Origin of the sequence: Simplicispira sedimenti, assembly GCF_022760965.1 — a bacterium.
Classification (GTDB): Bacteria; Pseudomonadota; Gammaproteobacteria; order Burkholderiales; family Burkholderiaceae_C; genus Simplicispira; species Simplicispira sedimenti.
The window spans coordinates 34728-54646 of the sequence record NZ_JAKVIJ010000009.1; the positions used below are offsets into that span (position 1 = coordinate 34728).

The following is a 19919-nucleotide window of genomic DNA, read 5'->3' on the forward strand; positions in this document are numbered from 1 at the left end:
GCACGGGGGCAGTGCTCAGGCGCTGTGATCTGTACTCCAACAAGAGGGGACTTTCATGAAGGAAGACAAAGGTAGTCACGCCTACTGGAAAGCCACGCTCGGCCTGCTGACCAAGATTCTCATCATCTGGTTTGTGGTGTCGTTCGGCGCGGGCATCCTGTTTGCGGACATGCTCAACAACATCAAGCTGGGCGGGTATCCGCTAGGGTTCTGGTTTGCGCACCAGGGCTCCATCTACATCTTCATTGCGCTGATTTTTTATTACGCCAAGAAGATGGGCGACATTGACCGTCAGTTCGACGTGCATGAAGACTGAGGGCTGACATCATGGATTTGCAAACCACTATCTACGTTTTTGTCGGTCTGAGCTTCGCGCTCTACATCGGCATTGCAGTGTGGGCCCGCGCTGGTTCCACCAGCGAGTTCTACGCGGCCGGCGGCAGCGTGCACCCCATCACCAACGGCATGGCCACGGCCGCCGACTGGATGAGCGCGGCTTCCTTCATCTCCATGGCCGGCCTGATCGCCAACATGGGGTATGGCGGTGGCCTGTTCCTGATGGGCTGGACCGGCGGCTACGTGCTGCTGGCCATGCTGCTGGCTCCGTACCTGCGCAAGTTCGGCAAGTTCACGGTGCCCCAGTTCATTGGTGACCGCTTCTACTCCAAGAGCGCCAGCACCATTGCCGTGCTGTGCCTGCTGGTGGCGTCGCTCACGTACATCATTGGTCAGATGACCGGTGTGGGTATCGCGTTCTCGCGCTTCCTGGGTGTGTCCAGCGACACCGGCATTTACGTCGGTATGGCCATCGTGTTCGCCTACGCCGTGTTCGGCGGCATGAAGGGCATCACCTACACCCAGGTGGCGCAGTACATCGTGCTGATCCTGGCCTACACCGTGCCTGCCGTGTTCATCTCGCTGCAGCTCACGGGCAACGCGATCCCTCAACTGGGTCTGGGTGGCAGCTATGTCGGCACCGACATGACTCTGCTGGCCAAGCTCGATTCCGTGGTTACCGACCTCGGTTTTGGCAAGTACACCACGCAACTGCCGGGCAGCACGCTGAACATGTTCATGTACACGATGTCGCTGATGATCGGTACCGCCGGTCTGCCGCACGTCATCATGCGATTCTTTACCGTGCCTTCGGTCAAGGACGCGCGCAGCTCGGCCGGCTGGGCCCTGATCTTCATCGCCATCCTGTACACCACGGCCCCTGCCGTGGCGGCCATGGCCAAACTGAACCTGCATGCCACCGTCAACACCGCCGTCAAGACCGGTGGCGACCTGTATGCACCTGAAGCCAGCCTGGTGAACGAACAGCGTCCCGACTGGATGAAGCGCTGGGAAAAGACCGGCCTGCTGAAGTGGGAAGACAAGAACGGCGACGGCCGCATCCAGTACTACAACGACAAGACCAAGAACGAAGCCGCCAAGGGCAAGGCAGAGGCTGCCGGCTGGAAGGGCAACGAGTTGACGGTGAATGCCGACATCATCGTGATGGCCAACCCCGAAATCGCGCTGCTGCCCAACTGGGTGATCGCGCTGGTGGCGGCCGGTGGTCTGGCTGCGGCTCTGTCGACGGCTGCAGGTCTGCTGATGGCTATCTCGTCCGCTGTGTCGCACGACCTGGTGAAGGGCGTGTTCAACCCCGGCATCAGCGAGAAGAATGAGCTGCTGGCGGGCAAGGTGTCGATGGCCGTGGCCATCGTGGTGGCCGGTTACCTGGGCCTGAACCCGCCGGGCTTTGCGGCCGGTACGGTGGCACTGGCCTTCGGTATTGCTGCCAGCTCGCTGTTCCCCGCCATCATGATGGGTATTTTCAGCAAGAAGATGAACAAGGAAGGCGCCATGGCCGGCATGCTGGCAGGCCTGTTCTTCACCCTGTTCTATGTGTTCGCACACAAGGGCGTGTTCTTTATCAAGGGCACGGAATACCTGGGCCTGATCGGCGGCGCCAACAGCTTCTTCGGCATCACGCCGGAAGCCATCGGTGCAGTCGGTGCCCTGGTGAACTTTGCTGTCGCCTTCCTGGTGGACAAGGTCACCAAGGAGCCGCCAGAGCACATCCAGGCCATGGTGGAAGCTGTGCGTATCCCGCGCGGCTCCAAGACGGTGACGGGTGCCCACTAAAGCGTCTGTCCGGGGGTAGAGCCCCCGTGCCGTGGCGCTCGCGCGCCTCGGCAGTGACAATGGAGGCCCTGCCGGCTGCGCTGGCAGGGCCTTTTTAGTTGAAATGTCCGGGGTGCTTGCGCGCGGCGCGCGGCCCCCCGAAGCTGGGAGCCCTGCATGGTTTTTGATGTCAGCGTCGCATTGACCTGGATTCTGTATCTCGCGCTGTTCCCGATGGCGTTCTTCTGGTTCCGTCGGGCGTGGCGCATCGTGGTCAAGCGTGATTTTTCCGAGGTGGCCATCAAGCGCGGCGAGTCGCCGCCCGACCCCGAGAAATACGCTCCCTACGCGATGATCATCAACCTCATCGCGGGGGTGGTGGCGTCGGTGGTGATCGTCAGCGTGGCGCTGGGCCAGCTCGACTACAACACCTGGACCGCCATGGCGGGCAGCACCATCTGGTGCAAGTTTTTCCTCGATTTCGCGCTCTCGCGCCAGGCACACGGCGCTGCTGCCCGGGCCAAGGCCAAGGCCAAAACCTGATCGCGCCGCCCGCTACGTAAGAACAAGGTAAGTGCCGGGCGCACAATGGAGGGCAGGGGGGCGTCCAGACCTCCCGCCAGGAGACCGCTGTGCTCAAAGGACTCGGCTCCCAACGCCTGGTTGCCCTGTTTGCCGGCGGCTGGGTGCTGTTCAATTTTCCGCTGCTCGGCCTGTGGGACCGTGATGCCACCGTGTGGGGCATTCCTTTGTTCCCCTTGGCCCTGTTCCTGCTGTGGGGCGGGCTGATTGCCATGCTGGCCTGGCTGATGGAGTGGCCCGAAGACCGCCTGGCCGACCGCAGCGAAGAACGCCCCGATGACCGCGCGGGGGTGGTGCCCCCACCGCCCGCACCGCCGCAGGAGTAGGCATGCTCTCGCCCGCACTGGTCATTGCCTCGTCGTTCGCTTATCTGCTGCTGCTGTTTGCCGTGGCGTACTGGGCCGACCGCCGTGCGCAAGCGGGGCGCTCGGTCATCGCCAACCCCTGGACCTACGCGCTCTCGCTGGCTGTGTACTGCACCGCCTGGACGTATTTCGGCAGTGTGGGGCGGGCTGCCTCGGGCGGGGTGTGGTTCTTGCCGATCTACCTGGGGCCGACGCTGGTCATGGTGCTGGGCTGGATCGTGCTGCGCAAGATGATCCGCATCGCCAAGGCCTACCGCATCACCTCCATTGCCGACTTCATTGCCAGCCGCTATGGCAAGAGCCCGCTGCTGGCCGGTCTGGTGACATTGATCGCGGTGGTGGGCATCGTGCCCTACATCGCGCTGCAGCTCAAGGCGGTGTCGGCGGGCTATGCCCTGCTGACGGTGCCCGGCGGCGTGGCCGAGGCTGCGCACTGGAGCCGCGACAGCGCCTTTTACGTGGCCCTGGTGCTGGCCGGCTTTGCCATGGTGTTCGGCGCGCGTCACCTCGACACCACCGAGCGCCACGAGGGCATGGTGGCCGCCATCGCGTTCGAATCGGTGGTCAAGCTGGTGGCCTTCCTGATGGTTGGCTTCTTTGTGGTGTATGGCCTGTTCGATGGCCTGGGCGACCTGTTCGCCCGGGCGCAGGCCGTGCCGCAGCTGCAGCAGCTGCTGCGCCTGGAGCAGGGTGGGCAGTTTGCCTGGGCGCAGTGGTTCGGGCTGATGCTGCTGTCGATGTTCTCGGTGGTGTTCCTGCCCCGCCAGTTCCAGGTGATGGTGGTGGAGAACGTGCGCGAAGACCACCTGCGCCGCGCGGTCTGGGTGTTTCCGCTCTACATGCTGCTCATCAACCTGTTCGTGCTGCCCATTGCGTTGGGTGGCCTGCTGTATTTCGGTGCGGGGCAGGCCGATGCCGAAAACTTCGTGCTGTCGCTGCCGCTGGCAGCCGGGCAGCACGCGCTGGCGCTGTTTGCTTTTGTGGGCGGGCTGTCCGCGGCCACGGGCATGGTCATCGTGGAAACCGTGGCGGTCTCCACCATGGTCAGCAACGAGCTGGTGCTGCCCCTGCTGCTGCGCTGGCGCCACCTGCGCAGCAGTGGCGGGCAAGACTTCACGCGCCTTCTGCTGGGCATCCGGCGGGCCGCCATCCTGGGCGTGCTGGTGCTGGGCTATGTGTACTTTCACCTGGCTGGCGAGGCCTATGCGCTGGTCAGCATCGGGCTCATCAGCTTTGCCGCCGTGGCGCAGTTCGCTCCGGTGGTGCTGGGCGGCATGTACTGGAAGGGCGGAACCCGCCTGGGTGCGCTCGCAGGCCTGCTGGCAGGCTTTCTGATGTGGGCCTACACCCTCATGCTGCCGTCGATTGCCAAGTCGGGCTGGCTTGACATGGGTTTCATCGCCCACGGGCCTTGGGGCATGGCTTGGCTGCGACCCGAGCAGTTGCTCGGCCTGCAGGGGTTCGACGGTCTCACGCATTCATTGTTCTGGAGCATGCTGGCCAATGTGGGGGCTTATGTCGGAGTGTCGCTGTGGCGCGCCCCTTCGGGCCGCGAGGCCAGCCAGGCCCTGCTGTTTGTCGATGTGTTCGAGCGCACGGCCGGCTCCAGCCCGGTGTTCTGGCGCGGGCGGGCCAACACGCAAGACCTGCTGCGCCTGTGCGAGCGCTTTCTGGGCGCCGCCAAGGCGCAGGCGCTGCTTGACGGCTACGCGCAGCGCGTGGGCGTGCGCAATGCCCAGGCCCTGCGGCCTGATGCCCGGCTGGTGCAGTTTGTCGAAACCCAGCTCGCCGGGGCCGTGGGCAGCGCCTCGGCCCGTGCGCTGGTGGCCTCGGTGGCCGAGGAAGAAACGCTCTCGCCCGAAGACGTGCTGCGCATTCTGGACGAGGCCTCGCAGATCCGCGCCTATTCGCGAGCGCTGGAGGGCAAGTCGCGCTCGCTGGAACAGGCCACGGCCGAGCTGCGCGCCGCCAACGAGCAACTGCAGAGCCTGGACCGGCTCAAGGACGACTTCATGTCGTCGGTGACGCACGAACTGCGCACGCCGCTGACCTCCATCCGCGCGCTGGCCGAACTGATGCAGGACGACGCCAGCATGCCCCAGGCCCAGCGCCAGCAGTTCGTGGGCATCATCGTGGCCGAAACCGAGCGCCTGACGCGCCTGGTCAACCAGGTGCTGGACATGGCCAAGATCGAATCGGGCCATGCCGAATGGCATGTGGCGCCGGTGGACATGCGTGCCCTGGTGGAGCGCGCCGTGGCGACCACGGCCGAAGTGTTCCGCGAGCGCGCGGCCCAGGTGCAGGTGCAGCTGCCCGGCGAGGCGCCCGTGCTCCAGGCCGACCCCGACCGCATTCTGCAGGTGCTGCTGAACCTGCTGTCCAACGCGGCCAAGTTTGTGCCCTCGCCCGGCGGGCAGGTGCAGGTGCGGCTGACGTCCGATGCGCAAGGCGTCACGGTGTGCGTGCAGGACAACGGCCCGGGCGTGCAGCCGGGCCATGAAGCCATGATTTTTGACCGCTTTCACCAGACCGACCTGGGTGTCCAGGTGGCGCACGGAACAGGCCTGGGCCTGCCGATCAGTCGCCATATTGCGGAACATTTTGGCGGGCGGCTGTGGCTGGAGCCCAGCGCGCAGCCGGGTGCCTGCTTCTGCTTCTGGTTGCCACTGCCTACAGAACCTATTGGAGACAAGACCCCATGACGACAAAAATACTGATTGCCGACGATGAACCCAACATCGTCATCTCGCTTGAATACCTGCTGCAGCGCGAGGGCTACACCGTGCTGGTGGCGCGCGACGGGCAGGAGGCACTGGACACCATTGCACGCGAGCAGCCCGCGCTGGTGCTGCTCGACGTGATGATGCCGCACAAGACCGGTTTCGAGGTGTGTCAGGCCGTACGCGCCGACGAGGCCTTGCAGGGCACCAAAATCCTCATGCTCACGGCCAAGGGCCGCGAGACCGACGTGGCCAAGGGCATGGCCCTGGGCGCCAATGCCTACATGACCAAGCCCTTCTCCACGCGCGAGCTGGTGCAGAAGGTGGCCGAACTGCTTGGGGAGACATCCGCATGAGAAAGATCGACCCCCGGCTGGTGCTGGCCATCGCCGCTGCGGGCCTGGTGATGGCGCTGTGGCTGGTGCTGATGTCCGTGATCGTCTGGTCCACGTTGGATGCGCAGGAGCGCCTGGCGGTGGGCGATGTGCTGGCGCCGCGCACCGTTCTGGTGGCCATGGGCTGGATGTTGGGCCTGTTTCTGGTGGCGGTCACGCTGCACATGCTGCACCGCCGTTACGTGGGCGACCCGCACCGTCTGATCGAGAAAATCCGGGTGGTGGTGACGGCCACCACGCCGCAGCAGCTCACCCCTCGGGGCACCGCCGAAATGCAGGCCATGGCCCGTGCCGTGAACGAGCTGGCCGCCCAGCGCGACCAGTTGCGCGGCGATGTGGCCGAGCAGGTGGCCCAGGCCAGCCTGCGCGTACAGCAGGAGAAGAACCGCCTGGCCGCACTGATGGCCGAGCTAAACCAGAGCGTGGTGGTGTGCAACCGCGAAGGGCGCATCCTGCTCTACAACCAGCGTGCGCGCCAGCAGTTCCGCCAGCTTTCGCAGGGCGCGGGAGCCGCCGCCGGGGCCGAGCTGATCGGCATTGGGCGCTCCATCTATGCCGTGCTGGACCAGCAACTGGTGGCGCATGCGCTCGAGCGCATCCACCAGGCGCTGGGGCGCGGAGTGGCCACGCCTTCGGCACAGTTTGTCACCACCACGCAGGGCGGGCACCTGCTGCGCGTGCAGGTGGCTCCGGTGCGCGAGTCGGCGCCGCCCGGCGATGGCGAAACGCAAGAGGGCTTGCAGGCCGTGAGTGGGCTGGTGTTGATGCTGGACGATGTGACCGCCAGCGTGCAGGAAGAAGCCGAGCGCGACCAGCTTATGCACGGCCTGACCGAGGGCAGCCGGTCGTCGTTGGCCAACATCCAGGCGGCGGTGGACATGCTGGGCTATGCCGACCTGGAGCCTGCCATGCGCGAGCGCTTTCTGGGCGTGGTGCGGGATGAGGTGGGCGCCATGGGGCGGCGCGTCAATGACCTGGCCCACCGTGCCACGCAACGCCTCAAGACCCGCTGGCCCATGGAAGACATGCTGGGCGCCGACCTGGTGACGGCGGCCCAGCGCCGCATTGCGCAGCATTGCGACCGGCCGGTCACGCTGGACACCATCGACACCAGCCTCTGGCTCAAGGTGGACAGCTACACCTTGCTGCTTGCGCTGACCTACCTGGCCCACCGCCTGGTCGATGAGTTCGAGGTACGGTTTCTGCAGTTGCGCCTGCAAGGCACCGCGACCCATGCGCAGCTCGACCTGGTCTGGAGCGGCCAGGCCATGAGCAACGAAACGGTGATGAGCTGGGAGATGGACGCCATGCGCTTTGGCAGCGAGCGCAGTCCGCTGACGGTGCGCGACGTGGTCGAGCGCCACGGCGGCGAGATGTGGTTCGAGCGTGAGCGTGCGCGCCACCAGGCGTTCTTCCGCTTCATGCTGCCGCTGGCCAGTGTGCAGGGCGTGGTCGATGCGCCGCTGGGTGAGAGCGAATTCAGCCGCCCGGAGTATTACGACTTCGACCTGTTCAAGATGGCCGACCAGGGCAGTGCGCTGGACGACCGCCCGCTGAGCGAACTGACCTACACCGTGTTCGACACCGAAACCACCGGCCTGAACCCGGCCGATGGCGATGCCATCATCCAGATCGGCGCGGCCCGCATCGTCAACGGCAAGCTGCTGCGCCAGGAGTGTTTTGACCAACTGGTCGATCCGGGGCGGCGCATTCCGGCGGCGTCCATCCCCATCCACGGCATCACAGACGACATGGTGGTGGGCAAGCCTGGCATTGCGCAGGTGCTGCCGCTGTTCCACGCCTATGCGCAGGACACGGTGCTGGTGGCGCACAACGCGGCCTTCGACATGCGGTTTCTGCAACTGCAGGAAGAGGCTTCGGGGGTGGCCTTCCACCAGCCGGTGCTGGACACGCTGCTGCTCTCGGCGGTGGTGCATCCGCAGCAGGAGTCGCATCGGCTCGAAGCCATTGCCGAGCGTTTCAACGTGACGGTGCTGGGCCGCCACACGGCGCTGGGCGATGCCCTGGTGACGGCGGAGATCTGGCTGCGGCTGATTCCGCTGCTCCAGGAACAGGGCATCCACACCCTGCGCCAGGCGCGCGAGGCGGCGCAGAAGAGTTACTACGCACGAATCAAGTATTGAGCCCAAATTTCCCATGAGGCGCAGCTTCTGTGCTGCTTGGGTGTCTGCGGCGCCTTCCCCCCCCCGCTGTCGCAGCGCGGTGCGCTGCGGGCATGGGGATGCCGCCAGTGCGGCGGGGAGGCCCTTGCACGGCGGCCCTGGCCTGGAGGCCCTATCGACGTGCTGGGGGAGGCTGGCATGTGTGGGGTCAGCGCCTGCCGTAGCGCTGTGAAAGGACGCCCTGCAGCGTCTGCACCACCGAGAAGGCATCCTTGAGGTGGCTGCGCTCGAAGTTGGAGAGTTCTTCCAGCGCCAGGAAGTTGTCGGGCTTGAGGCCTTGTGTCATCTGGCGGGCCTGGTGGTCTATGCGCAGCTTGGAGAGAAATTCCAGCGCGTCGCGCAGATCGCGCGCGCTTTGTTCGCTCACTTCGCCTGTGTGGGCCACCTGCTCCAGCCGGTCGTGCGTATTCACGGCGGCCACGCCACCGGCCAGGGCGTACACCCGCGCCAGGTCCACGATGGGCACGATGCCGCTGTGCTTGAGATCGACGGTGCCCGCGTTGTCGCCGCCACGGATGCGCGAGATGGTGCCAAACAGACCCAGCGGGGGCCGGTGCTTGAGGGCGTTGCCCACCATGTGCGCCAGGAACAGGCTGTGCCCGCGCGTGCGTGCCAGCACCTCCTGGCGCAGACTGTCCAGCAATTCGAGCTTGCCGTGCACGGCGCGCAGGTCGAAGAACACGCAGGTCAGCATCAACGCCATGGGCTCGGGCTTGTCCACCCATTGGCGGAAGTACTCTGACCAGCGCTGGCGCGGCTGGCGCCATTTGTCGGTCATGGCCATCATCTCGCCGGGGCAGTGCACGTAGCCGCAGGCGTCGAGCCCGTCGCAGACAAAGCGGCTGAAGGCGCGGAAGTACTCGCCATGGCGCGCCTCGTCGTAGCGGTCGTCCAGCACCAGGCAGTTGTCCTGGTCGGTGCGCGCGGTCTGCTCGCTGCGCGCCTGCGAGCCTGCGGCCACCCAGACATAGTCCACCGGCGGCGGGCCCAGTTCGGCCTCGGCCAGCAGAATGAGCCGGGTGGTCACCGCGTCGGTGATGGTGGTGATGATGTGCCCGGTACTGTAGGCACTGGCATCGGCCGCCGCCAGGTGCTGCTGCAACTGGCGCACCCGGCTGCTGGCCTGCACCAGACCCTGCAGGCTGGGTTGCTTGTAGATGTCGCCCGCCAGGTACACGGGCGAGGTGCTGTGCTGTTCGGCCAGATCGGTGGCCGTGATCATGCCCGCGATGCGTGTGCCGTCGAGCACCGGCATGTGGTGGATGTTGTGTCGCGCCATCAACAGCAGTGCCTCGAAGGCGGGGCTCTGGGCCTGCATGGTCAGCGGCGCCAGCGTGGCAATGTCGGAGACGGGGCGGGCAATGTCCAGCCCCTGCGCCACCACGCGGTTGCGCAGGTCGCGGTCGGTTACCAGGCCGAAGAGGTGGTCTTGCTCCACCAGCAGCACCGAGGACACGCGCAGGTCGCTCATCTTTCGCGCTGCTGCTTGGATGGAGGTGCCCGGCGGCAGGGTGATGGGTTCGCGCTTGATGAGCGTACGCACCGGCGTGCCCAGCAAATTGAGGTGCACGCCCGAGTCGGGTGCATGTGTGGCGTTGCCAGCCTGGCTCGTGCCGGGGAGCGAGGGAAAGAAGTACGCCAGTGCGCTGTGATCCCGGCACAGCGCCGACAGGGTTTCGGGCGCCAGCCAGGCAATGCAGCAGTCCGTGGCCGCAGTCGCCTGCCAGGTCGTGAGGTGCTGTGCCGGGGTGGCGCCAAAGCCGAACATTTCGCCCGCTTGCAGGTGAACGGCCATGTCCAGGTCGGGGTCGTGCAGGTCCACCGCGCCGCTCAGGATCAGTCCTGTGCGGCTGTGCAGCCGTCCTTGTGGCAGCAAGGGAGTGCCCACCTCTGCGGTTTCCAACTGCCACTGCGGTGCCATTTGGGCCAGGGCGGCTGGGTCGAGTTGATTCCAGACGCGGTGGTTTGTCAGCGCAGGCAGCACGGAGGTGGTGGCTTGGGTCTCGGGGTTCATGGCGGGGTGGAACCAAGGGGAGAAAACGCCCATTTTGCAGCCTCGTGTGCTCGGCGGGGGCAGGGTTGATACCAGATGGAGCGGTGTGTGCCATGCTGGGGTGCTCCTGCCGGACCGACGCGCCATAGGGTCAATGGGCGCCATGGCAGGCGTTCGCCACGCGCTGTTTCTAGAATGTTTCGCCTCACCGACCACAAAGCCCACCATGACCCAGGGAACCATCCGCATCCGCGGCGCACGCCAGCACAACCTTCAAAACCTGGATGTGGATTTGCGCACCGGCGAACTCACGGTGGTCACCGGCCCCAGCGGCTCGGGCAAGTCCAGCCTGGTGTTCGACACGCTCTACGCCGAGGGCCAGCGCCGCTACGTCGAGACCTTCAGCGCCTACGCGCGCCAGTTCCTCGACCGCATGGACAAGCCCGCCGTGGACAAGGTGGAGGGCGTGCCCCCGGCGATTGCCATCGACCAGACCAACCCGGTGCGCAGCTCGCGCTCCACCGTGGGCACGATGACGGAGCTGAACGACCACCTCAAGCTCCTGTTCGCGCGCCTGGCCGTGTTGTACGACCGCGCCACCGCGCTGCCCGTGCGCCACGACACGCCCGAGACCATCTACGCCGAGCTGCGCGCACGGGCGCAAGCCGACGACCCCCGCCTGGTGGTGACCTTCCCGGTCGAACTGCCCGCCAACACCAGCGCCGAGCAACTGGAGCAGTGGCTGTCGGCCAGCGGCTTCACCAAGGTGCAGGCCGAGCGCGAGGCTTCGGGGGTCAAGCTGCTGGACGTGGTGGCCGACCGTTTTCGCCTGGGCAATGCGGAAAAAACGCGCGTGGTCGAGGCCATCGAGCTGGCGCTCAAGCGCGGCGGCGGGCGCATGAACGTGTACCGGCTGGTGGAGCAGGGCGAGCCCGAGGTGTGGAAGTTCTCCACCGGCCTGCACTGCCCCGAAAGCGACCTGCGCTACAGCGAGCCGCTGCCCTCCATGTTCTCGTTCAACTCCGCTGCCGGGGCCTGCGACACCTGCCGCGGCTTTGGCCGCGTGATCGGCGTGGACTACGGCCTGGTCATCCCCGACGAGAAGAAGACCCTGCGCACCGGCGCCATCAAGGCCATCCAGACGCCCGCCTGGCAGGAATGCCAGGACGACCTCATGCGCCACGCCGAGGCCGCCGGCATTCCGCGCGACACACCCTGGTACCGCCTCACGCCCGAGCAGAAGGAGTGGGTCATTGGCGGCTCCCCGCATTGGAACGGCAAGTGGAACCAGCAGTGGTACGGCATCAAGCGCTTCTTCGAGTACCTGGAGACCAAGGCCTACAAGATGCACATCCGCGTGCTGCTGTCCAAGTACCGCAGCTACACGCCCTGCCCGGTGTGCGCGGGCGCGCGCCTCAAGACCGACAGCCTGCTCTGGCGCATCGGCAGCAAGCAGGACGCTGACGCCGTGCTCGACCCGGCCCAGCGCTTCCTGCCCCAGGGCCTGCCCTGGAGCCGCGCCCAGCTCGAAGCCTTGCCCGGCCTGTGCCTGCACGACCTGATGCTGCTGCCCATTGCGCGCCTGCGCCGCTTCTTCGACCGCATGGCCGAGGCGCAGCGCGCGTCAGATGCTACTGAATTGATAGCTGCTAGCGCAACAGATACGGGCGCTGGAGGCCCATTTGGCATAGAAAAACCCGGCGCCCCGTCCGCCGAAGCCCAGGCCCTGCGCCTGCTGCTGGACGAAATCTGCACCCGATTGCAGTACCTCTGCGACGTGGGCATTGGCTACCTCACGCTGGACCGGCAAAGCCGCACCCTGAGCGGCGGTGAGGTGCAGCGCATCAACCTCACCACGGCGCTGGGCACCTCCCTGGTCAACACGCTGTTCGTGCTCGATGAGCCCAGCATCGGCCTGCACCCGCGCGACATGGACCGCATCACCCAGGCCATGCTGCGCCTGCGCGATGCGGGCAACACCCTGGTGGTGGTGGAGCACGACCCGGCGGTCATGCTGGCGGCGGACCGCGTGCTCGACTTCGGCCCCGGCCCGGGCGAGCGTGGCGGCCACATCGTGTTCGACGGCACGCCCGACGCGCTGCGCAGCGCCGACACCCTGACCGGCCAGTACCTCGGCGGGCGCAAGCGCATTGCCCTGGGCGTGCCGCGCGCCGTGGGCGACGCCACGCCGCGCCTCATCCTCGAAGGGGCGAGCGAGCACAACCTACAGAACCTGAACATTGAATTCCCCCTGCAGCGCCTGGTCTGCGTCACCGGCGTCAGCGGCTCGGGCAAGTCCACGCTGGTGCAGGACGTGCTGGCCCCCGCGCTCTTGCGCCACTTTGGCAAGGCCACCGAAACCCCCGGCCGCCACGACCGGCTGCTGGGCGCCGACCACCTTTCCGACGTGGTGTTTGTGGACCAGACCCCCATCGGCAAGACCGCGCGTTCCAACCCCGTGAGCTACGTGGGCGCGTGGGACAGCCTGCGTGAACTCTTTGCCGCCATGCCCCAGGCCGCGCAGCGCGGCTACACGCAGGCCAAGTTCAGCTTCAACAGCGGCGACGGGCGCTGCCCCACCTGCGGCGGCTCGGGCTTCGAGCATGTGGAGATGCAGTTCCTCAGCGACGTGTACCTGCGCTGCCCCGACTGCGACGGCAAGCGCTACCGCCCCGAGATCCTGGAAATCACCCTGGAGCGCGGCGGGCGAGCGCTCAGCGTGGCCGACGTGCTGGAGCTGACCGTGAGCGAAGCCATGGCCTGCTTCGCCCAGGACCGCGACGTGCTGCGCGCGCTGCGGCCCATTGCCGAGGTGGGGCTGGACTACGTCAAGCTCGGCCAGCCCGTGCCCACGCTCAGCGGCGGCGAGGCCCAGCGCCTCAAGCTGGCGGGCTTTCTGGCCGAGGCGGCGCGCACGCAAAGCAAGTCGCGCCAGCCGCTGGCGCGTAAGGGCACGCTGTTCCTGTTCGACGAGCCGACCACCGGCCTGCACTTTGACGACATTGCCAAGCTCATGCGCGCCTTCGTGCGCCTGCTTGAGGCGGGGCACTCGCTCATCGTCATCGAGCACAACCTCGACGTGATCGGCGCCGCCGACTGGATCATCGACCTGGGCCCCGAAGGCGGCAACGCGGGCGGGCAGCTGGTGGCCGAGGGCTCGCCGCAGGACTTACGCGCCCACCCGCAGTCGCACACCGGCGCCGCGCTGCGCGCCTACGACGGCGCCATCGGTGCCAGCGAAGCGCTGCCGGTGCTATTGAATCAGGAGCGCCTCGCGCAATCTGAACGGGCGCCAGAGGCCAAAAACACCATAGAAATCGTCAACGCCCGCGAGCACAACCTCAAGGGCCTGAGCGTGGACATTCCGCGCGGCCAGTTCAACGTCATCACCGGCGTCAGCGGCTCGGGCAAGTCCACGCTGGCGTTCGACATTTTGTTCAACGAAGGCCAGCGCCGCTACCTCGAATCGCTCAACGCCTACGCGCGCAGCATCGTGCAGCCCGCCGGGCGGCCCGAGGTGGACGCCGTGTACGGCATTCCGCCCACGGTGGCGATCGAGCAGCGCCTTTCGCGCGGCGGGCGCAAGAGCACGGTGGGCACCACCACCGAGGTCTGGCACTTTTTGCGGCTGCTCTACGTCAAGCTCGGCGTGCAGCACTGCACGAAAGACGGCGCCGCCGTGCAGCCGCAGACACCCGAGCGCATCGCTGCGCAGCTGCTCACCGAGTTCCGGGGCCAGCACATCGGCCTGCTGGCGCCGCTGGTGGTGGCGCGCAAGGGCGTCTATACCGAGCTGGCCGACTGGGCGCGTCCGCGCGGCTTCACGCACCTGCGCGTGGACGGCGACTTCCTGCCCACCTCGGGCTTCCCGCGCATCGACCGCTTCAAGGAGCACACCATTGAGCTGCCCGTGCTGAGCCTGGATGTGGCGCCCGAGAACGAAGCGGCACTGCGCGAGGGCCTGGCCCAGGCGCTCACACATGGCAAGGGCGTGGTGCATGTGCTGAGCCACCTCGATGGCCTGCGCGAGGCGCTGGCGGCGGGCCAGTCCACGGCGGGCATCGGGCGGCTGCAGGTGTTCTCGGCCAAGCGCGCCTGCCCGGTGTGCAGCACCAGTTATGCCGAGCTGGACCCGCGCCTGTTCTCCTACAACAGCAAGCACGGCTGGTGCCCCGACTGCGTGGGCACGGGCGTGAAGCTGACCAAGGAGCAGCGCAAGGTGTTCGACGACTCGGTGCTCGCCGACGACCAGAAGGGCCGCGAACAGACCTTCGCCGAGCCCGAGGTGGAAGACCTGCAGGACACCGCCTGCCCCAGCTGCCAGGGAACGCGCCTCAACGCTACGGCGCGCGCCGTGCGCTTTGGCGCCAACGCGGCCACGGGCCACGCGGGCTGGTCCATCACCGACATCGCGCGCCTGTCGGTCAGCGACATCCGCGCGTGGGTGGACACCGTGGCGCTGCACGGGCGTGAGGCCGAGATCGCGCGCGACCTGATCCCCGAGATCCGCAGCCGGCTCGAATTCCTCGAAGAAGTGGGCCTGGGCTACCTCACGCTCGACCGGGGCGCGCCCACGCTGTCGGGCGGCGAGGCGCAGCGCATCCGCCTGGCGGCGCAGCTCGGCAGCAACCTGCAGGGCGTGTGCTACGTGCTCGACGAGCCCACCATCGGCCTGCACGCGCGCGACAACCAAATTTTGCTGCGCGCGCTGCGCCAGCTCAGCGGCAAGGGCAACACCCTGGTGGTGGTGGAGCACGACGAGGACACCATCCGCGCGGCCGACCACCTCATCGACATCGGCCCCAGCGCGGGCAAGCGCGGCGGGCGCCTGGTGGCGCAGGGCGGCGTGGCCGATCTGACCGGGGCCGAGGATTCGCAGACCGGCCGCTACCTGCTGCACGCCATGCGCCACCCGCTGCAGGCGCGCCGTGCCATGGCGCAGGATGCTATGGAAACGGTAGCTGATGGCGCTGTATCCACGAGCGCTACAGGCCAAAATTCTTCAAAAGATGAACCCCTGCGCTGGCTCACCGTGCACGGCGCGCAGCTGCACAACCTGCAAAACGTCACCGCGCGCGTGCCGCTGCAGCGGCTGGTGGCGGTCACGGGCGTGAGCGGCTCGGGCAAGTCCACGCTGGCGCGCGACGTGCTGCTCACCAACGTGGCCGCCTGGGTGCAGCAGCGCAGTACCAAGGCAGGGCGCGACGCCATGGACGCGGGCAACGCGCCCGCGCTCATCGGCTGCACCGGCCTGCAGGACTTCGAAACCATCGACCGCGTGCTCGAAGTGGACCAGACGCCCATCGGCAAGACGCCGCGCTCTTGCCCGGCCACCTACATCGGCTTCTGGGACACCGTGCGCAAGCTGTTCGCCGAAACGCTGGAGGCCAAGGCGCGCGGCTACGCGGCCGGGCGTTTCAGCTTCAACACCGGCGAGGGCCGCTGCCCCGTGTGCGAAGGGCAGGGCGTGCGCACCATCGGCATGGCCTTCCTGCCCGATGTGAAGGTGCCCTGCGAGGCCTGCCACGGCGCGCGCTTCAACCCCGAGACGCTGGCCGTCACCTGGCGCGGCAAGAGCATTGGCGACGTGCTGCAGATGGAGGTGGACGAGGCCGTTGACTTCTTCGCCAGCATGCCCAGCATCGCCCACCCGCTGCAACTGCTCAAGGACGTGGGCCTGGGCTACCTCACGCTGGGCCAGCCCAGCCCCACGCTGAGCGGCGGCGAGGCGCAGCGCATCAAGCTCGTGACCGAGCTGACCAAGGTGCGCGACGAGGTGGGCCGGCGCGGCCAGAGGGCGCCGCACACGCTCTACGTGCTCGACGAGCCCACCGTGGGCCTGCACATGTCCGACGTGCACAAGCTCATCCGCGTGCTGCACCGCCTGGTGGACGGCGGGCACAGCGTGGTCGTCATCGAGCACGACCTCGACGTCATCGCCGAGGCCGACTGGATCATCGACCTCGGCCCGGAGGGCGGCGCGGGCGGCGGCCGCATCGTCGCCGCCGCCCCGCCCGAGGAGGTGGTGCGCCTGGGCACGCACACCGGGGTGGCGCTGGCGCCGGTGCTGGCGCGATGACAGAGCCCGGCGCGCCGAAGGCACCCCTGCCTCCCGGCTGGCAGGTGGTGCACTGGCACCCGGAGGCCCCGCCCAAGCCCCTTGAGGGCGCGCCCTGCAACGGCTGCGGCTTGTGCTGCCTGGCCGAGCCGTGCCCGCTGGGCATGCTGGTCTCGCGCCGCCGCACGGGCGCCTGCGTGGCGCTGCGCTGGAGCGCGGCGGACGGGCGCTACCTCTGCGGCATGGTGGCCGACCCGGGCGCGGTGACAGGCTGGACGCGGCCCTGGGTCGTGCGCTGGCAGAAGGCGCTGGCGCGGCGCTGGATTGCCGCGGGCGTGGGCTGCGATGCGCGCCTGCAGGCGCTGCCGCCGGCCTGAACCAGTCTTTGTTCGCTATCGAAAATATAGCTGACTGCGCTTTGCGGACGGGCGCCAGAGCCCATTTTGGCTTCAAATACCCTTGGTAACACCACCCCTGGCAGGGGCTTGCGCAGAGAAAAAAAACATACATTTGCGATGAATTTTAGAATCCGCCGCAGCCGTGCTTAGCACGGATCGCTGTGCGGTCATTTGCACTGCATCAAAAAAGATGGCGCGTCTCGCGCGTGCCGGAAAACAAGAAAGGAAACCCACCGATGGACAGTGCCATCCTGAGCCTGCTGGGCGCCTTCCTGCTGTCGATCATGGGGCTGTTTGTCTTCATCTGGTCGATGCGCAAGGGGCTGCTGGTCGAGAACCCCCGGGCGGCGTCGGTCATCTTCGCGCGCGGCGAGATCGGCCAGGCCGACGACCCCGCGCTGCACGAGGCCGGCCGCGCGCACCTGCAGGCGGCGGCCGCCGAGCCGGGCGATGCTGCCCACGCCGCCGACCCGCGCGAGCTGGCGCAGCGCATCGAGGCCGACCGCTCCAGCGCCTTCCCCGTGTTCATGTTCATCGCCTTCGCCATCCTCTGGCTGGTGCTGGGCTCGGTGGCGGGGCTCACGGCCTCGCTCAAGCTGCACATGCCCGACTGGCTGGTGGGCGAGGCTTGGCAGACCTTCGGCCGCGTGCGCACCATGCACCTCACGGCGGTGCTCTACGGCTGGATCACCAACGCCGCGCTGGGTCTCATCGTCTGGCTGCTGCCGCGCCTGCTGCGCACGCGGCTGTTCGGCGCGCCCTGGGTGATGCTGGGCGGCGCGTTCATCAACATCGCCATCGCCAGCGCTATCGGCGCCATCGGCGCGGGCTGGAACGACGGCATGGAGTACCTGGAGATACCGTGGCAGATCGGCCTGTTCATCGTCGTGGGCTTCGTCTGCATCATCGGGCCGGTGCTGTACACGCTGGTCAACCGCCAGGTGGAGTCGTTGTACGTCAGCGTCTGGTACCTCGTGGCGGCGCTCTTGTGGATCACGCTGCTGTTCCTCGTGGCCAAGCTGCCCGGCGTGCACACCGGCGTACAGCAGGCCACCACCAACTGGTGGTACGGCCACAACGTGCTGGGCCTGTGGTTCACGCCCATCAGCGTGGGGGCGATCTACTACTTCCTGCCCAAGATCATCGGCCGGCCGGTGCGCTCGTACAACCTGTCCATCCTGGGCTTCTGGACGCTGGCCTTCTTCTACGGCCAGGTGGGCGGGCACCATCTGATCGGCGGGCCGATTCCGGGCTGGCTGAGCACGCTGTCCATCGTGCAGAGCATGATGATGATCATCCCCGTGGCGGCCTTCACCATCAACATGGCGGGCACCATGCAAGGGCGCATGCACCTGGCGCTGCACTCGCCCACGCTGCGCTTCATGATGTTCGGCGGGCTGATGTACATGCTCTCGTCGGTGCAGGGCTCGCTGGAGGCGCTGCGCAGCGTCAACCAGGTGGCGCACTTCACGCACTTCACGGTGGCACATGCGCACCTGGGGGCCTATGCTTTCGTCACCATGGTGCTGTTCGGCGCCATCTACTTCATGCTGCCGCGCGTGCTGCACTGGGAGTGGCCGTACCCGCGCCTCATCTCGCTGCAGTTCTGGCTCGCGGCCGTCGGCATCCTGATCTATTTCGTGGGCCTCTCCATCGGCGGCTGGCTGCAGGGCCTGGCCATGCTCGATGCCTCGCGGCCCTTCATGGAGTCGGTCACGCTCACCATCCCCTACCTGCAGTGGCGCAGCGTGGGCGGCGCGCTCATGGTGGCCAGCCACCTCGTCTTCGCCGGCCACTTCCTGGCCATGGCGCTGCGCTTTGGCCCGCAGCGCACGGGCGCGGCCCTGTTCGCCCCGGCATCCCCCCAGGCACTGGAGATCGCTCATGGAAAATGAAGTCAAACTGGCCGCAGGCGCCATGGTGTCACTGGCCGTGGCCACGGCCGCGCTGGTGGTGCTGCCCTACATGGAGGTGCGCGACATCGCGCCGCCCGAAGGCCTCAAGCCGTACACCAGCGCGCAACTGCGCGGGCGCGAGGTCTACATCGCCAACGGCTGCGTGTACTGCCACACGCAGCAGCCGCGCGACCGCAACCTCGGCCCCGACCATGAGCGCGGCTGGGGCCGCGCCTCGGTGCCGGGCGACTACGTGTACGACAAGCCGCACCTGCTGGGCAGCATGCGCACCGGGCCCGACCTGTTCAACATCGGCGCGCGCCAGCCCAGCAAGGACTGGCACCTGGGCCACCTGTACCAGCCGCGCGCCTATGTGCCGGGGTCCATCATGCCGGCCTACCCCTACCTGTTCGAGACCAAGACCGCCGCCGAACCGGGCGACGAGGTCGTCAAGCTGCCGCCGGGCCACGGCCCTTCACAGGGCGTGGTGGTGGCGCGGCCCGAGGCGCTGGACCTGGTGAAGTACCTGCAGGGCCTGGACCACACCTACCCCGTGCTGCCGCCCCCGCCGCGCAGCGCCGCCGGCCCGGCCGCCGGTTCTGCTTCCTGAGGACGCCCATGCTCGACCAAGACAATTCGCACCGCGCGCAGGAGCGCGAGAACGCCGACCCCGAGGAACGCATCCGCCCCGTGCCGCTGATGGCTGCCGCCATCACGCTGGCCATGGTGCTGTTCGGCGTGGGCTACATCTTCCTGTCCGATCCGTTCGGAAACTCCAGCCTGGGCGACCGCCGCACCGTGGCCGACCTGTCCGGCCCCGCACCGGCCGCCGCGGGCGCGGCCGTGGATGGCAAGGCGCTGTTCGCCGCGCAGTGCGCGGCCTGCCACCAGGCCACGGGCCAGGGCCTGCCGGGCGTGTTTCCGCCGCTGGCGGGCTCGGAATGGGTCACGGGCGAGCCGCGCGTGCTGGCCAACATCCTGCTGCATGGCGTGACCGGCCCGATCACGGTGGCCGGGAAAAGCTATGAGGGCGCCATGCCCAGCTTCCGCCAACTGGGCGATGCCGAGCTGGCCGCCGTGGCCAGCTACATCCGCAGCGCATGGGGCAACCAGGCCGCCGCCGTGGCGCCCGACCTGATCGCACAGGAGCGCAAGGCCAACGACCGCAGCACGCCGTTCGAGGGCGGCGCTGCGCTCCAAGCCCTGGCGCGCTAAGGC

The 19919-nt window shown here is 67.5% G+C and carries 13 protein-coding genes; 12 read left to right on the forward strand and 1 reads right to left on the reverse strand.

Translation table 11 applies throughout. From position 1 onward, the window contains the following. Positions 1 to 55: 55 nt before the first annotated feature. From MJ602_RS11000 to MJ602_RS11030, 7 genes are all read left to right on the forward strand, one after another. On the forward strand, positions 56 to 316 hold the full coding sequence (locus MJ602_RS11000) for a DUF4212 domain-containing protein (protein WP_162015258.1): 261 nt from the start codon (positions 56 to 58) through the stop codon (positions 314 to 316). 11 nt (positions 317 to 327) lie between these two features. Then, positions 328 to 2133 (forward strand): sodium:solute symporter family protein, encoded by a 1806-nt coding sequence (locus tag MJ602_RS11005; RefSeq protein ID WP_243020864.1) that lies wholly within the window; start codon positions 328 to 330, stop codon positions 2131 to 2133. A 156-nt stretch (positions 2134 to 2289) separates the two neighbouring features. Beyond that, on the forward strand, positions 2290 to 2655 hold the full coding sequence (locus MJ602_RS11010; protein WP_243020865.1) for a hypothetical protein: 366 nt from the start codon (positions 2290 to 2292) through the stop codon (positions 2653 to 2655). 89 nt (positions 2656 to 2744) lie between these two features. Beyond that, positions 2745 to 3020 (forward strand): hypothetical protein, encoded by a 276-nt coding sequence (locus tag MJ602_RS11015; RefSeq protein WP_243020866.1) that lies wholly within the window; start codon positions 2745 to 2747, stop codon positions 3018 to 3020. Positions 3021 to 3022: 2 nt separating this feature from the next. After that, the gene (locus MJ602_RS11020; RefSeq protein ID WP_243020867.1) at positions 3023 to 5761 is read left to right on the forward strand and encodes a sensor histidine kinase; all 2739 of its coding nucleotides are present in this window, start codon (positions 3023 to 3025) and stop codon (positions 5759 to 5761) included. Then, positions 5758 to 6135, forward strand: a complete 378-nt coding sequence (locus MJ602_RS11025) for a response regulator transcription factor (protein ID WP_162015262.1) — start codon at positions 5758 to 5760, stop codon at positions 6133 to 6135. Before MJ602_RS11020 ends, MJ602_RS11025 begins: the two co-directional genes overlap by 4 nt. Further along, positions 6132 to 8318: a 3'-5' exonuclease gene (locus MJ602_RS11030; RefSeq protein WP_243020868.1), complete on the forward strand. Its 2187-nt coding sequence runs from the start codon at positions 6132 to 6134 to the stop codon at positions 8316 to 8318. The genes MJ602_RS11025 and MJ602_RS11030 overlap by 4 nt, the downstream gene beginning before the upstream one ends. A gap of 187 nt (positions 8319 to 8505) precedes the next feature. Here the strand turns inward: MJ602_RS11030 and MJ602_RS11035 are convergent, their stop codons facing one another. Further along, a complete protein-coding gene (locus tag MJ602_RS11035) occupies positions 8506 to 10371 on the reverse strand; it encodes a putative nucleotidyltransferase substrate binding domain-containing protein (protein WP_243020869.1) in 1866 nt (621 codons plus the stop codon). 205 nt (positions 10372 to 10576) lie between these two features. Between MJ602_RS11035 and uvrA the strand changes: the two genes are divergently transcribed. The 5 genes from uvrA (at position 10577) to MJ602_RS11060 (ending at position 19916) form a co-directional block, all read left to right on the forward strand. Continuing rightward, positions 10577 to 16429 (forward strand): excinuclease ABC subunit UvrA, encoded by a 5853-nt coding sequence (uvrA, locus tag MJ602_RS11040; RefSeq protein WP_243020870.1) that lies wholly within the window; start codon positions 10577 to 10579, stop codon positions 16427 to 16429. Continuing rightward, positions 16426 to 16785 (forward strand): hypothetical protein, encoded by a 360-nt coding sequence (locus MJ602_RS11045; RefSeq protein ID WP_243020871.1) that lies wholly within the window; start codon positions 16426 to 16428, stop codon positions 16783 to 16785. Before uvrA ends, MJ602_RS11045 begins: the two co-directional genes overlap by 4 nt. Before the next feature lie 257 nt (positions 16786 to 17042). Further along, positions 17043 to 18701, forward strand: a complete 1659-nt coding sequence (locus MJ602_RS11050; protein WP_243020872.1) for a cbb3-type cytochrome c oxidase subunit I — start codon at positions 17043 to 17045, stop codon at positions 18699 to 18701. Then, a complete protein-coding gene (locus tag MJ602_RS11055) occupies positions 18691 to 19311 on the forward strand; it encodes a cbb3-type cytochrome c oxidase subunit II (protein ID WP_243020873.1) in 621 nt (206 codons plus the stop codon). The genes MJ602_RS11050 and MJ602_RS11055 overlap by 11 nt, the downstream gene beginning before the upstream one ends. Before the next feature lie 8 nt (positions 19312 to 19319). Next, positions 19320 to 19916: a c-type cytochrome gene (locus tag MJ602_RS11060; protein WP_243020874.1), complete on the forward strand. Its 597-nt coding sequence runs from the start codon at positions 19320 to 19322 to the stop codon at positions 19914 to 19916. Positions 19917 to 19919 lie beyond the last annotated feature (3 nt).

What these genes read in the sequence shown, in the direction of transcription:
- MJ602_RS11020 (WP_243020867.1), top strand. Translation starts at nt 3,023, where the DNA reads ATGCTCTCGCCCGCACTGGTCATTGCCTCGTCGTTCGCTTATCTGCTG.
- MJ602_RS11025 (WP_162015262.1), top strand. Translation starts at nt 5,758, where the DNA reads ATGACGACAAAAATACTGATTGCCGACGATGAACCCAACATCGTCATC.
- MJ602_RS11060 (WP_243020874.1), top strand. Translation starts at nt 19,320, where the DNA reads ATGCTCGACCAAGACAATTCGCACCGCGCGCAGGAGCGCGAGAACGCC.
- MJ602_RS11055 (WP_243020873.1), top strand. Translation starts at nt 18,691, where the DNA reads ATGGAAAATGAAGTCAAACTGGCCGCAGGCGCCATGGTGTCACTGGCC.
- MJ602_RS11030 (WP_243020868.1), top strand. Translation starts at nt 6,132, where the DNA reads ATGAGAAAGATCGACCCCCGGCTGGTGCTGGCCATCGCCGCTGCGGGC.
- MJ602_RS11010 (WP_243020865.1), top strand. Translation starts at nt 2,290, where the DNA reads ATGGTTTTTGATGTCAGCGTCGCATTGACCTGGATTCTGTATCTCGCG.
- MJ602_RS11005 (WP_243020864.1), top strand. Translation starts at nt 328, where the DNA reads ATGGATTTGCAAACCACTATCTACGTTTTTGTCGGTCTGAGCTTCGCG.
- MJ602_RS11000 (WP_162015258.1), top strand. Translation starts at nt 56, where the DNA reads ATGAAGGAAGACAAAGGTAGTCACGCCTACTGGAAAGCCACGCTCGGC.
- MJ602_RS11045 (WP_243020871.1), top strand. Translation starts at nt 16,426, where the DNA reads ATGACAGAGCCCGGCGCGCCGAAGGCACCCCTGCCTCCCGGCTGGCAG.
- MJ602_RS11035 (WP_243020869.1), bottom strand. Translation starts at nt 10,371, where the DNA reads ATGAACCCCGAGACCCAAGCCACCACCTCCGTGCTGCCTGCGCTGACA.
- uvrA (WP_243020870.1), top strand. Translation starts at nt 10,577, where the DNA reads ATGACCCAGGGAACCATCCGCATCCGCGGCGCACGCCAGCACAACCTT.
- MJ602_RS11050 (WP_243020872.1), top strand. Translation starts at nt 17,043, where the DNA reads ATGGACAGTGCCATCCTGAGCCTGCTGGGCGCCTTCCTGCTGTCGATC.